Here is a 14782-nt window from a genome sequence, read left to right as displayed (position 1 = left end):
AGCGAGGAGGGGGCTATGATCTAGCTCATGTAATTAATAAATGCTATATTTCATTAGAAATTTAGGCGATATATGAGATATCTCCAGAAATTAAATATGCTTTATCTAGAACCCTTGTAGAGACGTAGCATTGCTACGTCTCTACATTCTTTTTCACTGCTATGTCTTGTGTGTACACGGTAGCAAGCGGCGCAGGGTTTTTGGGGTTCAACGATTAAAAGCGATAGTTGCGATCGCGCACCCACATACTAACTGGCACTGCATTTCCCTGTGGATCTACTTTCGCCTTTACCACAATGGGTGGTACTTGTCCTCTGCGGGCGCGTTGGGCTTGCAAGTCGTTCCGAATCTGCTGCCGTTGGTTTTCTTTTATGTAATATGTTTCCAAGCCGTAGTTAACAGAACCATCCTGATAAATACCTTTTAAGGCTACTTGGTTGGCTCTGAGAGTTGTGGGGCGATCGCTACTTACTCGTAACGGTCTCCAAGCTCTAGGAACACCGCGCCCAGAGGATAGTTGCTCTTGCAAAGTCACGTAGATGTTGGTTCCTTCAGGCAATCTTCTGCCACTTCCACGACCTTTGCTGACTAATGTCTGCCAACCAGACAGTCTGCTCAAATTTGCAGTACGGGATATGTTGTAATCTAACGCTAAGGTGTTACCTTGCAGCACATCGTTAGGGTTTACAGGTACGGTTTGCAAAATCACCGTCTTACCTGCCACATCTGTATAAAGCGCTTGGGCTGGTACTGCCATAATTAGCCCTGTTTGCAGCGCCAGAGGAGCTAGTAACCGCCAAAAAGGTAAGGGCTTATTCGATTTTTGTTCAGTGGCAATCAAGTAATCCCGAAAAGTCACCTTACTGGAAAATTCGGCTTCGGGAGACAAAGCTTTATTTTTAGATTCAGAAGAAGTATTAGTCATGAGCGTAGTCCTAAAAAGCAGAGGTGTTGAGGAGGTCAAAAGTAACGAGATTAGGACTGACGCAGAGAAACTTTAAAAACTTTGATGCACAGAGATTTTGATGATGGGCAGATTTTAGAAGGAGTTAGGAGTTAGGAGTTAGGAGCAGAGACGCGATTAATCGCGTCTGTACAGGAGTTAGGAGTTAGAAGGGCTTTGAATGCAACTGGTAGATGATTATTGGTTTAAAGCCGATCTCCTTGTGAACTGTATAGAAAACATTAAATACTTTGTTCAAACTCCATCTCTTTATGATTGGGCTTCTCCTGAATTCTGAATTCTGACTCCTGAATTCTGAATTCTGACTCCTGAATTCTGAATTCTGACTCCTGACTTCTGATTTTGCCCTACTTCTTACTTGTAGAGCCACCACCAGATAGGCGGCGTTCAAACCAAAGTCCAGCGCTAATTAAAGCAGAACCGCATAAAACAAAGACCAGCGACTTAAAAAGTAAGTCGGTGTCGTACTCTTGCACCCGACTGATAATTTGCAGTGTTATTAACAGCATACCGCCCCAAAAGGAACTTCTGTTACTTAATTTCAATCCTTCTTGAATTAGTCCCCAGGCTAATGTTGCTAGAAGTACATTGAAAATAAAAACACCAAGTTCATCAATCCGGCTGATAGTTTGATGCCAAAAAGGTACTAGGGTAATAAAGACAAGAAAAGTACTAATGATAGCAGTTGTGAAAATCACTTCGCGGCGCGGAGGGTTATTTCTTTGACGCAGTAGAAACAACCATTGCAATACCGCCAAGCCACTGAGAATCCCCAAATCGATGATCGGCAGAGACTCGAATAAGTTTGTCACATTCGTTGGCTGATTATAACCATAATTTGGAGATTCCCAAACCCAACGAAAAGACAAGATATAAAAGACAATGCCGAAGCTTACCAACGCTAAATTACGGGCTAGATATTGAAATAACCTATAATTTATAGTTGGGAATAGCAAGTCATCATAACTCCAGAATAATGCAGGTGGGAGTGCAAAAGCAAAAGATGCCACCCAAGGGGCTATATCAACATAATTCAGCAGTGGCAGAGGATTGAGGTTGGCTTGTAAGGAACTCGCAAAAACAAAGGCTGCTAAACCAAAAATCCAACGCGATCGACAGAAGTAGGCTAAGGGTACAAATACCAGCCATGCCAATAAAGGCAGATGCTGCACCACTAAACGCGACCAAGTTAACTCTCCTGAAGAGTACCACAAGTCTTCTAGTCCAGTCCAGTAGCCGATTTCCACGAGGACAATTGACAGAATTCCTAAAGAATTTAAGCACAAACTGAAGGCCATCACCACAACACCCAACCCCCAGGCGAGAAACAGTTGGGAAGTTGAACCGGCAATATTGAACATCTGGGCCATCAGCAGTAAATTTGCACCGAAAATGAAGGCGCTTAAAATTAGCAACCCTTCTCCCAGTAAGCGTTTGCTTCGTTCTGGTTTCTTTCCTTCAGGTGGCCTCCAGGTGTAAAATCCAGTGATTGCGATCGCAAAAAACAAACTGATCATCAGAATAAATTTGATTTCTCGTGACCCTCCCTGCCAGTTTCCTGCTACAAAGGTAATTATGCCTAAGCATAAAACTATGCTGCCCACAGTAATGGCGATCGCTTTATTGCGATCGCGTGCAGCAGTTTCCAGGTTTTTAAATTGATAACGTTCTGCTATTTGCTCATACAGCGAAGAACTAATTAATCCTTCATCCCTCCATAATTGTGCTTCTTTGCGTAATTTTTGCGGAAAATTATCTAAGTTCATGACCTTCTCCGGTGCAGTGGGGTAGCTTGGCCATTGCGATCCCAATGGCGGTCATTATATTTTGAGTATGAAGCCAAAAGCCTTAATTACATTGTTCTTGTGTAACAATTTTATTTTGATTCTAATACAACTTACTAATTCGTAATTCGTAATTCGTAATTCACATGGAAAAACCTTCTAATTTATTACTTAAAGTTTCGCGGCGTTTGTTCACTGATGTAGATGATCAAGAAAAATTTATCGAGGCTTTAATGAATCCTCAGCCTTTTTCACCCAGCATTCTTTGGTGTCAAGAAAAGCCAGAGATTTCGCTTTTAGCAGTGGAAACACCAACTTATTGGCAACCACAATTTATAGACCGCTTATCTCTGGGAGAAAAACCCGGTCAGCATCCCTTGCATGAAAAAGGATATTTCTATTGTTTAGATTTTTCTTCGGTCTTTGCAGCTACTACTTTGTTAGCTATTCCTCAGTCAGTGCCTTTAGTTTTTGATATGTGTGCCGCACCAGGAGGTAAAAGTATCTTTGCTTGGAAAGCTTTACAACCTGACTTACTTATTAGTAATGAAGTAATTGGTAAACGTCTGGGAATGCTAATTTCTAATTTGAAGCGTTGCCAGATTTGCCCTAGTGCAGTGGTTAATCGAGATTCAAGTATATTTGCCCAAATGTTTCCCGGCTCTAGCAATCTAGTAATAGTAGATGCTCCTTGTACTGGACAATCTTTACTTGCCAAAGGTGAAAAAGCACCCGGATGTTTTCACCCAACTGCTATTAATAAGAGTGCAAATCGCCAAAAGCGTATTATAGCTAACTCTGCTAAAATTGTTTCACCACAAGGCTATCTTGCTTATATGACTTGCACCTATTCACCCGAAGAGAATGAGCAAGTTTGTGAATGGTTTTTAGAACGCTTTCCCCAGTTTCAGGCAATAGAAATTAGTAATTTATCTAAATATCAATCGCATTTAACTACAATGCCTTGTTATCGAATGTTTCCTCAAGATAGGTTAGGTGCTGGTGCATTTACAGTCCTGTTTAAAAATACTAATGAGGATGAAGATGAGCGTGAAGAAGTAGATTTAAATACAATATCTTCGCTGTATATCTACCAAAATATGAAAAAGTCAAGTTAGTTAAATTGGTGACATATAGCAATCCTAAATCATTCGTGAAGAACGAGATCCCCGACTTCTCTAAGAAGTCGGGGATCTGAGTCTGTGATTTTAATAAAATAGGATGGCTATATATTCTGGTATTAGGCCAAAATATGTGATGTTTTGAAGAGTGCCGCATTTGTAAATCAACCATCGGGAATACATATTTTACAGCAGTTAATTTTATATTTGTAAGATTACAAACCTAGCGATTCTTATATCCTGCTTCAACAATCAAAAACTTTGAATAATTAACTCTTATGGTAAAAACCATTTTTAACCTTTTGATAATCTGAGCTTAACCAGAATTTATCCGGTATCAGCTCTCGACTTTCTGAAGTAAATATTGTACAAAAAAGCTAGATATTACAGGATGCAAATTACATGAGTCAAAAAGTCAGCAAAGTGTTTAAACAGTCTGGGGTGATTCCTTATAGAGTGAACAATGGCAAAATTGAAATCTTGCTAATCACGACCCGTAACTTTCAAGATTGGGTGATTCCGAAAGGAGATATTCCTAATGGCATGAGTCCGCCTGATTCAGCAGCCAAAGAGGCGTGGGAAGAAGCAGGGGTGATTGGGCAGGTAGACGCGAATGAACTGGGTACTTACAAGTACCGCAAACGAGGCAAAAATTACCGCGTTAAGATGTATTTGTTACCAGTCGAGATGCTGAGTGAAGATTATCCAGAAGCAAATAAAAGAAAACGCCAGTGGGTAAAAGTGCCTAAAGCTATCAGGTGCGTTAAGTTTAATTCACTCAAACGAATCCTTAAAGGTTTTTTTCAGGTAAAATCTCAGTTTTGTGCATTTCGATGTTAGTCAGATATATCAATACAGATTATTACAAAGCCCTCGGAGCAAAGTGAGGGCTTTTTTAGAAGTGGTTATACTTAAAATAACTGCGATCGCTAAGACATTTCCAACAAATAAATTACTACTACTTGTGGGGTGGGCATCTTGCCCGCCTTTGGCTAAGGGCGCTCGTGTCGCCCACCCCACAATAAGTAAGTAGTTGAGTATTTTTTTCTTGAGTGTACAATCCATTCTAAATCCACAATAAAGCTACCCAAGTTTTTATACCGATAATTCCATCAGCTTGCAATTTCTTAGATGTTTGGAAACTAACAATTGCATCCTTAACTGACTCAGAGAAATGCCCATCAATGGCATTAGTATATAATCCAATCTTTGTTAATTGCTGTTGTAATTGTTTGACTCTTAGCCCAGAATCTCCTAGCTGAAATCCATTAAATCTATTCAAATCGGCTCGACCACTAACACCTGGTACACCAGATATATCACCTTCATATTGATGGATTAAGTATTGCCCCTGCCAAGCGCTAGGAATAGTTGGGTTCTTGGTTCCGTAGTGGGCAATCCATAACGGATAACTAGCAAAATCAGATGGATTGCCAAGTTCTGTCCAGAAACTGGGGAAGGTATAAATAATTGGTTTGATTGGTTTTTGTGTTTGTTGTAAAAGGGCTTTTTCCACCTCTGCTAACCAAAGTTTAGCTGCATTAATTACAGCTTGGCTATTTACTTTGTCATTTACCTCTACATCCAGAACTGGTGGTAAGTCTCCCGGTTCTAATTTTCCCAGTGTTTTTAAGAATTCCTTCGCTTGCTGAACCGGGTCAGATGTATGTGGGTGAAAGAAATGATAAGCACCCCGAATAATACCAACAGCTTTCATGGTCTGCCAGTGATGAGCAAAAGCAGAATCTTTGATGCTAACTCCTTCTGTGGCTTTGACAAAGGCAAAAGTTTTACCAGAGTTTTTTACTGCTGTCCAATCTACTCTGCCATCTTGATCGGCAACATCAATTCCTTCCATAGAATTTTTTAACCTTTTTATACAGTGCAATACTGAACTTATCACAGGCTCTAATCAAATTTATGCTATTTCTGGATGTTTGAGTAAATTACAGAAATTTACCGAAAATTTGGGTAAAAGCCTCGTCCTTCCAGGACGGCTTTATATTGTATTTTCTTTGATTATCTTATGAACACTATGCTATCATAAGACTATGATAAACAGAAAATTCCATGTTAGTTTTTGAGTTCAAAACCTACGGCAAAGCAAGACAGTTTCAAGCAATTGATGAAGCTATCCGAACAACCCAGTTTATTCGGAATAAAGCTATTAGATTGTGGATGGACGGTCAGGCTTCGTCTTGGGTTGAACTCTCACGGCATTGTGCATTATTGGCGAAAGAGTTTGCTTTTGCTTCGAAGTTAAACTCGATGGCCAGACAAGCCGCAGCAGAAAGGGCATGGGCTTGTATATCTCGGTTCTACGACAACTGCAAGAAAAAAATATCGGGTAAAAAGGGGTATCCAACTTTTCAAAAAGATTGTAGAAGCGTAGAGTATAAATCAACTGGGTGGAAGTTGTCTGAAAACAGAAAGTCTATTATCTTTAGCGATAAAAATGGAATCGGCAGTCTTAAGATGAAAGGTACTCGTGACCTGAATTTTTATCAGACCGACCAAATTAAGCGCGTGAGGCTAATTAAACGAGCAGATGGCTATTATGTGCAATTCTGCATATCAGCAGACCGGACAGAAACCATTAAACCCACTCATCAGACAATTGGGCTAGATGTAGGATTATCTTGCTTTTACACCGATTCTCTTGGAAATAAAGTTGAAAATCCTCGGTTCTATCGAACTGCGGAACATAAAATGAAACGGTCACAAAGGCTTGTTTCCAGAAAAGTTAAAGGTTCTAGCAACAGACGTAAAGCCAGAACTAGATTAGGTACAGTTCACCTCAAAATAAGCAGACAACGTAAAGACCATGCCGTGAAGTTGGCAAGGTGCGTAATCACATCAAACGATGTAGTCGTCTACGAAGATTTGAGAATTAAGAACATGGTGAAAAATCATTGCTTGGCAAAGTCAATCAATGATGCTGGATGGTATCAATTTAGGGTGTGGTTGGAGTATCTTGGAAAGGTATTTAAGAGGATTACTATTGCGGTAAATCCATCATATACCTCGCAAGAATGTTCTAACTGTGGCGTAATTGTGAAAAAGTCTCTGTCTACTCGCACACACGTTTGTCAATGCGGATGCAATTTAGATAGAGATCACAACGCCGGGATAAATATTCTTAATTTAGGATTGGGTACGGTAGGGCATACCGGAACCTTTGCGCTAGACGCAAGCAACGCTTCTGGAGAAACAACCTCTACTTTAGCTGGAGTAATCCTGTTAGAGCAAGCTGTCTCGTAGATAGAAGAATCCCCGTGCGTTCACACCGGGGAGTGTCAATAGGGTTGAGTGGTAACGGCTCGCACTGGAGTCACTCTAACTTTGCCCGTACAAGGCTTGATTTCTTCTGTAAGGGTAAAGTGCTGGTAAGCATTCGGAGGCGTGATTTGAATTTTACTAGACATTGGGCAGTGTTCCTCTGGGGAACCAATGTGGTTATATGCTATCTGAAATGATGCTTGTTTTCCAGGAGCTAGAGTTACTTGTTGTCGAGGTTGCTGACTCGAAAAGTATGTGTCCTTGGAACGAATAACTTTAACCCTCTCCAAAGGCTGATCTTTTGCATCCAGTATTGCCAATCCCGGATAACCGTTGAGGGTGCAAGGGGATGAGCCGTTATTGGTGAAGGCGTAGGTGAGTGCAACATTCCCAACGCCAGCATCTTTGGAGACTTGGCGCACTGACAATTGGCTAGTTTCACAGCGCGTCGGATTCGTGGCAATAGTGGCTTCAGGGGTAGAATTCTCTGTAGTTTTTTGAGTCGGTGTAGGTGTTGAGGTCAACACAGTTTCCTTCGTCGCCTGCTCAGTGCTTGCTGGCAAGGCTTGCGGCTGTTTTGTAACAGAGGAAGAACCTACACAGCCACTTGTCATCGCAGTCAGGAGCAACAACATACTGCTTTCCACAATTAGAATTCGCATATCTTTTTTCTCTCTAGTGAACTACTTACACTGATGGTTTATATACAGTGTAAGTTTCCAAATTCACAACGGTTAGCGTTGCTGTGCATATACCATCTTTTATAGTGGGGTCTATGAGAGTTTGCCAAAGATTAAATAAGTTATCTTTGTATGTGTCATTCGATACGATAGGTAAGTTATGGACGTTGAAGAATTGCTCCAGCGTTATGCTGCTGGGGAGAGAGATTTTAGCAGGGCTAATTTGAGTAATATCGATTTGAGTGGTGCTGACTTGAGAGAGATTAACTTGACTAGTGCTGTTCTGGAAGGAGCTAAATTTGACCGGGCTAATCTCAGTCGAGCAATTTTGAGACAAGCGAAAATGACTGGGGTTAGTCTGTTCAGGACTAATCTGGAAGAAGCTGACTTGAGAGGAGCTAAATTGTTTGATGCTGGACTGACAGAAACTAACCTCAGAAGTGCCAACTTGGAAGAAGCGAGTTTGGTAGAAACTACTTTGCGTGATGTCAATCTGGAAGGGGCTAACCTCAAAGGTACTAGCTGGGGAGATACTTCCATCCTGATTAATGCTAACCTCCGAGGAGCTATTTGGGAAGATATTGATGGATATCCCCTCAGGCGAGATACTATTATGCCCAACGGAGAGATTGTCACTGATGAGATTGAGTTGCCTGACGGTTCGAAAATATTTCCCTAACTCAGTTTATGCTTGCAAGATTATTAGTACAGGAAGGCGGAAATAAGCAATTAAATAGCCAAAACTTTGTTTTGCGTAGTGCTGATTTGAGTGGTGCTGATTTGAGAGATGTCGTTCTTGACAAAGGCAAACTGACTAATATAAATCTGAGTAGGGCTAATTTGAATAACGCCTGTTTGGAAATTGCCAATTTAACTGGAGCGTTGACACCAGACATAAATTATGGAAGATGAAAGAAAGTTTATTAATCGTCGAAAGTTGCTTAAGAGATACGCTGCTGGCGAGAGAGATTTTGCTGGGATTAGAATCAGTTCCTCCGGGCTGGATGGAGAAGATTTGCGGGAAATTGACTTGAGCGGAGCCGATTTGATAGGTGTTGATTTGAGTGGCTCCAACCTGAGCCATGCCAACTTGAGTGGAGCCAAAATGCTTTGTGTTAACCTCACAAATGCCAATCTCAGTTATGCCAATTTGCGAGGAGTTGACTTAAGTGGTGCTGATTGCATAGGGACTGACTTCTCCAATGCCAGTTTGAATGATGCTATCTTGACTGCTGCTATATTTGATGGGGCTAATCTCTACAGGGCGGCGATTGGTGGTACTGCCAAATTTATAAAAACTGACTTCAGGGGAGCCAAAAATTTCCCTCCTCTCGGAGAAGGTGTTTTGGTGTATCAAACTTTTAGAGAAGATGGAAGTTTCTTCAAAGGACCTGATTGGATTGAGTGAGCTACAAGAACCCCACCCCCAACCCCCTCCCCGCAAGCGAGGAGGGGGCTATGATGTACCTTATATGATTGGGAAAGGCTATAGAAATTTAAATATTTAAGCGAATTTAATATTATCTGTTGCTTCAATCAAAGCACTACGAATTCCTGGCTCACTCATCGAATGTCCAGCATCAGGAACCACTATAAATTCGGCTTCCGGCCAAGCACGATGTAATTCCCAAGCTGATATCATTGGGCAAACTACATCATAGCGTCCCTGAACAATTACAGCCGGAATATGGCGGATACGGTGTACATTTAAGAGTAATTGATCTTCTGTTTCCAAAAATCCCTTATTCATAAAGTAATGGCATTCAATACGTGCGAAAGCTGAAGCAAATTCACTCTCGCCAAACTTTTGCATGAGTTCTGGGTCTAAGAAAAGTCTACTTGTACTACCTTCCCAAATTGACCAAGCACGCGCTGCTGTTAATTGAATTTCTAAATCTGGACTGGTCAAGCGTTTGTAATATGCTGCGATCAGATCATCACGTTCATCTATGGGAATCGGTTTTAAATATTCTTCCCAAGCATCAGGAAAAATATAGCTCGCACCCTCTTGGTAAAACCAGCGCAACTCTTTTTGTCTCAGCATAAAGATCCCACGCAAAATTAGCCCCGTGCATCGAGAGGGATGGGTTTGACTGTAGGCTAATGATAAAGTGCTACCCCAACTACCACCGAAGACCGCCCACTTTTCTATACCTAAATGTTGGCGCAGTTTTTCGATATCACTGACTAAATCCCAAGTGGTGTTTTCTCGTAATTCTGCATGGGGCGTACTTTGACCACAACCGCGCTGGTCAAACATCACTAACCGCCATTTTTCTGGATGGAAATATTGCCGATAAAAAGCTGGACATCCGCCACCCGGCCCCCCATGCAGCAAAACGATGGGTTGACCTTGCGGGTTCCCTGACTCTTCAAAATGAATGGTATGAAGGTCGGAAACCTTTAAAATACCTTCTAAGTAAGGCTCGATCGCTGGGTAAAGTTCTCGCATTTTGCATATTTTATCACTAATGTTGTCATTGCGATCGCTTGCATAAATCAAATAATCCCGATACCCATGATACAACCCTCCAATGGTCTTCCACCTAAACGGCGATCGCCTCAGATGAGAATGATCACAGCATTAAAAACTTGGGCTGCTACTCCGCATGGAATCTCAACAATTGTGCTAGCTAAGATGGCATTCAAAATGGCGATCGCATCGGCAATATCTTTTGAAGTTGCTCAGGCGTTGCGATGGCAGTATCCTTTTTATGCAGCGATCGCCGCCATCATTGTCATGTCATCTACTCATGGCAGCACTTTGTTACTAGGAATTCAACGAATAATTGGCACGGTGATTGGTGCCATCGGTGGAGCCATCTTTGCGGTTGCGCTGGGTACAAATTTCTGGTCATTGGGAATCAGTGTATTTTTGACGATCTTTCTGACTTCTTATTGGAAATTCAATGAGGCAGCAAAATTGGCGGGGTATGTGTCAGCGATCGTCATTTTAAGTCACAGCCAATCACCTTGGCTGTACGCTTGGGGTCGTTTTCTCGAAACCCTCTTAGGTATTGGTGTCGCACTGTTGGTAAACAATTTTATTTTTCCTGCTTCGGCTGGAGTCGAACTGAGGCGTTGTTTGTCACAAACGCTAACTGATTTGGAGCAGTTTTATGAGTTAGTTGTGGACTCTGCCTTTACAGGAAACTACGATCGCCCCCGTGTGGATAAGTTGAAAACTAGTATCATTAGTTCACTGACCAAGGGGCGATCGCTATGGCAGGAAGTCAGACAGGGACAGACAAACGAACCGCCAGGAAAACGGGTGAATGAAGCCTGGGAGTTTCTCATCCGCCGGATTTGGGAACACATTTTGACAATGGAACATACCGTACTTGCTAGACAGCAGGATACTTTCTGGCAAATTCTTTCACCTCAAATTACCCAACTGGCACTAGAAACTAAAAGTGCAATGCTCACCCTCGCAACAGCTGTGAAATCGCACCAACCTAGTTTATCTTTGTCAGGAATGGAAGTTGCAATCACCAATGCTACTGAGCAATTAAATCGGTTGGAAGAAATTAAACAGCAAGATTATCCAATGGATGAGATACTCCGGTTTTTCACCTTCTTTTACACGATGGAAGAGGTGGGCAGAAAACTGCAAAAAATGGCAGGTACGCTGAGTACCAAGTAAAAATAGAAGTAAACTCACATCTTGCACCTAGCCCTAGCGATTAGAAATCGCGGCTATACAAACGAAGTCCGCCTGCGCGGACTAACATAAAATCAAAGGTTTTCAACCCGCGCAGGCGGGTTTTGCCTGTGTAGCCAAGCCAGTGCGGTCTTGGGGGTTTCCCCCATGAGCAACTGGCGCGCGACTTCCAGTCGCCTGGTGCAAGATATGAGTAAAATCTAAGTTGAGAGTGATAATTAACTAAAAAAGCTTATGACCACAGCAATCAGGAAACTCACTCTGGACGAGTACCTTGCCTATGATGATGGCACAGATGCTCGGTACGAACTTGTGGATGGAGAGTTGCTTAAAATCCCACCGGAAAGCGATAGAAATAACTTAATTTCTCTCTATCTACTGTCACAGTTTCTCAAGTTTGTGCCGATTCAACTGATCCGCCATAAAGATACAGAACTCGTGGTCATCGGCAACCGGACTCGTGTACGAGTGCCTGACTTGATGATCTTGACACAGGAGTTATTAGAAGCGATCGCTCTTGGACGGGCTACGATCACTTCAGATATGCCTTCCCCTGCACTGGTGGTTGAGGTTGTCTCCCCAGGAAAAGTGAATGAGGATAGAGACTACCGATATAAGCGTTCTGAGTACGCAGCACGGGGGATCTCTGAATACTGGATTGTTGATGCTGATAGAGCCAGGATTACCCTGCTGACTCTGGTAGATGGACTGTATGAAGAAGCTGTGTTTCAAGGAACAGACATTATTCGATCAGTGACTTTGCCAATGCTGAATTTGACCGCAGCCCAAGTATTGACGGCTGGACAGGTATAATATCTGACAATCCCACAAAAAAGTTATTATGGCATTGTCAGATAGTTAGATATGCGTTATCCATAACCTTGTAGAGACGTAGTAATGCTACGTCTCTACAATCAATCATTTTCACTCCTATGTCTAAGGAGTATTTACAGCCTGTGACATACTCCTACACTGACTGCAAGCAGTGCAGTGTAGGCTTCTCACCCAATCCGGCTATTGCTTAGGAGGCGATGAGCTTTATTAAAGAGACGGAATGCCCTGCCGCCCCTATTTGTTAATTTTAGCTTAGATTTGTTCGTTTCCTCCACATCCCTTTTTCCCGTGCTTTACACATCCAAAAAGGGATAGTCGTCACCTCACTCGCGTACATCTCACACTCCTAAAAGTGAGTGTGAGGCTTCTGCTGATTCAGCTAACTGTACTACCCTACAGCAAATTGCTGTAAACCTTTAGAAGGTGAAAGTCGTTCTCAGCGTACCAATGATTGCATCATCGTTGTTGCCAGCAAGTTGACCAGGATTGGTTAACCAAATTACCCCAGGAGTAATAGAAATGTTGTCGGTGACGCGATACTTATAGAAACCTTCAAAGTGGTATGGTTTATCACCAGTGTTACCTCCAACATATGGTTCAATACCGGCGAAAAGTCCTAAAACGTTGCCCTTTTTACCTAAGTCTGGCAGGGCTACCCCAAGTCCATAACTCCAAACTTGACTATCATCATTAGCACCAAAGCCTCTGATATCGCTGTAAAGCGCAAAGCCACTAATCGACAGTTTGTCACTAGGTTTGAAAGCAGCCTCAAAGCCGTAGGAATTAGTTGAATATGGATTGCCACCACCGACAAAGTTAGCTTGGGCAGTACCAACTACACCAGTTGTTGTACTCGCGGAGCCGGCATCGAATAATACAGTACCACCATTATGATAACCGTGGACGTAGGTTGCAGCTAAGGTGATGCGATCGCCTACTTTTAAATTCAACTGTCCTAAAGCAGCATAGTTACCCTCTAATAAACCCGTATTTAGACCAGGGTTATTCGCTTGAGATGCCAAGTAACCCAAGGTTAATGAAGGTTGGAAGCCACCAGAACCTTTACCAAAGGCTAAGTTAACGCCGATACCAGCACCGCCGCCAATCCGATAGATCGGACTTTCAGAAGCAAAGGTAGACAAAGCACCGTTACCGCCATCATAATCCTCAAAGTATGGGTTGACGGTAGGAACGTAATCGCTCTGAATACCTCCACTCGCAGCTATGTAAACTTGGGAGTTGCCAATGGGGAAGTAATAGGACAACCAGTCTATATAAACACTGTTGTTCGTAGAAGGGGACAGGCTAAAGGTTTGAGTCCCTTCAAATGTGCCACCTGGTAAAGCCAATCCAACTGCATTACCAGCTGCAAGCCTAGTATGCAAAGTATCTTTACCTGTGAAGCTGGTTTGCAAGTCTAAACGCACCCTGTCTTGGAAAACAGTGTTGTTTTTGTCGTTGTCGCCAAAGTTATCGGTGACAGCGAAAACTGCTTCACCAACCAGCTTGGTTGTAGTAGAAAACTGATTTGCTTCAAGTTCAGCAGTCCGTGCTTCTACAGAATCTACTCGACCACGCAGAGTTGCTAGTTCTGCCGAGAATTCCTCTTGCAAACGCTGGAGGGTCGTCAAATCCTGTTTTGACACCAAGCCAGCAGTTGCTGTCGCAATCAGTTCATTAACTCGATCTAAACAAGCATTCAAACCTGCGGCAAATTCATAACGAGTCAAGGCTCGATTGCCACGGTAAGTGCCATTGGGGTATCCAGCAATACAACCGTAGCGCTCAACCAGCGATTGCAAAGCTTGGAATGCCCAGTCAGTCGGCTGTACATCAGAAAACTGAGAAACTGATGTGACTTGAGACAGTGAATTCTGGTTCTCGCCTTCGCTGCTGTAGCGGTTAACCTCTTCTAAAACGTTATTATCATCAGTCTTTTGGGCAACCAACTGCTGATTAACTTTTGGTTGCTCTGTTTGAATGAATATTGAAGCAGCAGAAGCTATTGGTGCTTCTGTTTGAGCAACTTTTGCCTTTATATCTTCAGAAGAGCCTGGTACTTTAGCAGCTATAGCCCTAACAGAAACCAACATTGTCACTCCCAAAACTACTGGACTTAGTACCAGAGTTTTCCACAACAGATGAGACATTTTTTTATTTTCCTTTCCCAAAAAAGACCCGAAATCAGTGGCTTCAAGAAAAAGAGAACAAGCAGTTATTCTACTTGTTGGAAATCTTACCAGATTGTAGTCAACTAAGATATGTCTCACAAAATTTTTACGGATGAAGAATCTTTAGGAGTGCTGTTAGCGGATAGCTAGGATTTAACCCGTACTGAGTTCTGAGTAAATCTTTCTACTCAGCACTCACTACTCAGAACTGATTTGATGCTGAGTTCGATTATGGTTACTGAGCTTGTCGTCATTCTGACTCCTGAGTTCTGAATTCTTCTTATAAAA

General features: G+C 42.3%; 15 protein-coding genes. 8 read left to right on the top strand and 7 right to left on the bottom strand.

Annotated features, from left to right (window positions below; translation table 11 throughout):
- Positions 1–214: 214 nt before the first annotated feature.
- Positions 215–925, bottom strand: a complete 711-nt coding sequence (locus tag V7K27_RS07580) for a GDYXXLXY domain-containing protein (RefSeq protein ID WP_334945836.1) — start codon at positions 923–925, stop codon at positions 215–217.
- A gap of 386 nt (positions 926–1311) precedes the next feature.
- Complete coding sequence (locus V7K27_RS07575) at positions 1312–2730, bottom strand: DUF2157 domain-containing protein (RefSeq protein WP_334945834.1); 1419 nt, start codon at positions 2728–2730, stop codon at positions 1312–1314.
- Positions 2731–2894: 164 nt separating this feature from the next.
- Between V7K27_RS07575 and V7K27_RS07570 the strand changes: the two genes are divergently transcribed.
- Positions 2895–3866 (top strand): RsmB/NOP family class I SAM-dependent RNA methyltransferase, encoded by a 972-nt coding sequence (locus V7K27_RS07570; RefSeq protein ID WP_334945832.1) that lies wholly within the window; start codon positions 2895–2897, stop codon positions 3864–3866.
- Positions 3867–4271: 405 nt separating this feature from the next.
- Positions 4272–4709, top strand: a complete 438-nt coding sequence (locus tag V7K27_RS07565; protein WP_334945830.1) for an NUDIX hydrolase — start codon at positions 4272–4274, stop codon at positions 4707–4709.
- A gap of 9 nt (positions 4710–4718) precedes the next feature.
- Here the strand turns inward: V7K27_RS07565 and V7K27_RS07560 are convergent, their stop codons facing one another.
- Entirely contained in the window at positions 4719–4934 is a 216-nt protein-coding gene (locus tag V7K27_RS07560) for a hypothetical protein (protein WP_334945828.1), read from the bottom strand.
- A gap of 1 nt (position 4935) precedes the next feature.
- Positions 4936–5727 (bottom strand): GH25 family lysozyme, encoded by a 792-nt coding sequence (locus V7K27_RS07555; protein WP_334945826.1) that lies wholly within the window; start codon positions 5725–5727, stop codon positions 4936–4938.
- A gap of 212 nt (positions 5728–5939) precedes the next feature.
- Between V7K27_RS07555 and V7K27_RS07550 the strand changes: the two genes are divergently transcribed.
- Positions 5940–7130: an RNA-guided endonuclease InsQ/TnpB family protein gene (locus V7K27_RS07550; RefSeq protein ID WP_334945824.1), complete on the top strand. Its 1191-nt coding sequence runs from the start codon at positions 5940–5942 to the stop codon at positions 7128–7130.
- Between the two features lie 35 nt (positions 7131–7165).
- On the opposite strand, the gene V7K27_RS07545 is transcribed toward V7K27_RS07550, so the two are convergent.
- Positions 7166–7810 (bottom strand): DUF4232 domain-containing protein, encoded by a 645-nt coding sequence (locus V7K27_RS07545; protein WP_334945822.1) that lies wholly within the window; start codon positions 7808–7810, stop codon positions 7166–7168.
- 178 nt (positions 7811–7988) lie between these two features.
- Between V7K27_RS07545 and V7K27_RS07540 the strand changes: the two genes are divergently transcribed.
- The 3 genes from V7K27_RS07540 to V7K27_RS07530 are packed head-to-tail and all read left to right on the top strand — an operon-like array spanning position 7989 to position 9236.
- Positions 7989–8507: a pentapeptide repeat-containing protein gene (locus V7K27_RS07540; protein ID WP_334945820.1), complete on the top strand. Its 519-nt coding sequence runs from the start codon at positions 7989–7991 to the stop codon at positions 8505–8507.
- A gap of 8 nt (positions 8508–8515) precedes the next feature.
- Positions 8516–8740 (top strand): pentapeptide repeat-containing protein, encoded by a 225-nt coding sequence (locus V7K27_RS07535; RefSeq protein WP_334945818.1) that lies wholly within the window; start codon positions 8516–8518, stop codon positions 8738–8740.
- Complete coding sequence (locus tag V7K27_RS07530; protein ID WP_334945816.1) at positions 8730–9236, top strand: pentapeptide repeat-containing protein; 507 nt, start codon at positions 8730–8732, stop codon at positions 9234–9236. The genes V7K27_RS07535 and V7K27_RS07530 overlap by 11 nt, the downstream gene beginning before the upstream one ends.
- A gap of 96 nt (positions 9237–9332) precedes the next feature.
- Here V7K27_RS07530 and pip read toward each other — a convergent pair whose 3' ends face one another.
- Complete coding sequence (gene pip / locus V7K27_RS07525; RefSeq protein ID WP_334945927.1) at positions 9333–10280, bottom strand: prolyl aminopeptidase; 948 nt, start codon at positions 10278–10280, stop codon at positions 9333–9335.
- 66 nt (positions 10281–10346) lie between these two features.
- Between pip and V7K27_RS07520 the strand changes: the two genes are divergently transcribed.
- Together V7K27_RS07520 and V7K27_RS07515 are read left to right on the top strand one after the other, a co-directional pair.
- Positions 10347–11471 (top strand): FUSC family protein, encoded by a 1125-nt coding sequence (locus V7K27_RS07520; protein WP_334945814.1) that lies wholly within the window; start codon positions 10347–10349, stop codon positions 11469–11471.
- Positions 11472–11723: 252 nt separating this feature from the next.
- The gene (locus V7K27_RS07515) at positions 11724–12302 is read left to right on the top strand and encodes a Uma2 family endonuclease (protein ID WP_334945812.1); all 579 of its coding nucleotides are present in this window, start codon (positions 11724–11726) and stop codon (positions 12300–12302) included.
- Between the two features lie 437 nt (positions 12303–12739).
- On the opposite strand, the gene V7K27_RS07510 is transcribed toward V7K27_RS07515, so the two are convergent.
- Positions 12740–14473: an iron uptake porin gene (locus V7K27_RS07510; protein ID WP_334945810.1), complete on the bottom strand. Its 1734-nt coding sequence runs from the start codon at positions 14471–14473 to the stop codon at positions 12740–12742.
- Positions 14474–14782 lie beyond the last annotated feature (309 nt).

It is taken from the genome of Nostoc sp. (assembly GCF_036919575.1).
In the GTDB taxonomy this organism is placed as follows: domain Bacteria; phylum Cyanobacteriota; class Cyanobacteriia; order Cyanobacteriales; family Nostocaceae; genus Nostoc.
This window is presented reverse-complemented; position numbering and strand designations above follow the sequence as displayed.

What these genes read in the sequence shown, in the direction of transcription:
- V7K27_RS07580 (WP_334945836.1), bottom strand. Translation starts at nt 925, where the DNA reads ATGACTAATACTTCTTCTGAATCTAAAAATAAAGCTTTGTCTCCCGAA.
- V7K27_RS07575 (WP_334945834.1), bottom strand. Translation starts at nt 2,730, where the DNA reads ATGAACTTAGATAATTTTCCGCAAAAATTACGCAAAGAAGCACAATTA.
- V7K27_RS07570 (WP_334945832.1), top strand. Translation starts at nt 2,895, where the DNA reads ATGGAAAAACCTTCTAATTTATTACTTAAAGTTTCGCGGCGTTTGTTC.
- V7K27_RS07565 (WP_334945830.1), top strand. Translation starts at nt 4,272, where the DNA reads ATGAGTCAAAAAGTCAGCAAAGTGTTTAAACAGTCTGGGGTGATTCCT.
- V7K27_RS07560 (WP_334945828.1), bottom strand. Translation starts at nt 4,934, where the DNA reads ATGGATTGTACACTCAAGAAAAAAATACTCAACTACTTACTTATTGTG.
- V7K27_RS07555 (WP_334945826.1), bottom strand. Translation starts at nt 5,727, where the DNA reads ATGGAAGGAATTGATGTTGCCGATCAAGATGGCAGAGTAGATTGGACA.
- V7K27_RS07550 (WP_334945824.1), top strand. Translation starts at nt 5,940, where the DNA reads ATGTTAGTTTTTGAGTTCAAAACCTACGGCAAAGCAAGACAGTTTCAA.
- V7K27_RS07545 (WP_334945822.1), bottom strand. Translation starts at nt 7,810, where the DNA reads ATGCGAATTCTAATTGTGGAAAGCAGTATGTTGTTGCTCCTGACTGCG.
- V7K27_RS07540 (WP_334945820.1), top strand. Translation starts at nt 7,989, where the DNA reads ATGGACGTTGAAGAATTGCTCCAGCGTTATGCTGCTGGGGAGAGAGAT.
- V7K27_RS07535 (WP_334945818.1), top strand. Translation starts at nt 8,516, where the DNA reads ATGCTTGCAAGATTATTAGTACAGGAAGGCGGAAATAAGCAATTAAAT.
- V7K27_RS07530 (WP_334945816.1), top strand. Translation starts at nt 8,730, where the DNA reads ATGGAAGATGAAAGAAAGTTTATTAATCGTCGAAAGTTGCTTAAGAGA.
- pip (WP_334945927.1), bottom strand. Translation starts at nt 10,280, where the DNA reads ATGCGAGAACTTTACCCAGCGATCGAGCCTTACTTAGAAGGTATTTTA.
- V7K27_RS07520 (WP_334945814.1), top strand. Translation starts at nt 10,347, where the DNA reads ATGATACAACCCTCCAATGGTCTTCCACCTAAACGGCGATCGCCTCAG.
- V7K27_RS07515 (WP_334945812.1), top strand. Translation starts at nt 11,724, where the DNA reads ATGACCACAGCAATCAGGAAACTCACTCTGGACGAGTACCTTGCCTAT.
- V7K27_RS07510 (WP_334945810.1), bottom strand. Translation starts at nt 14,473, where the DNA reads ATGTCTCATCTGTTGTGGAAAACTCTGGTACTAAGTCCAGTAGTTTTG.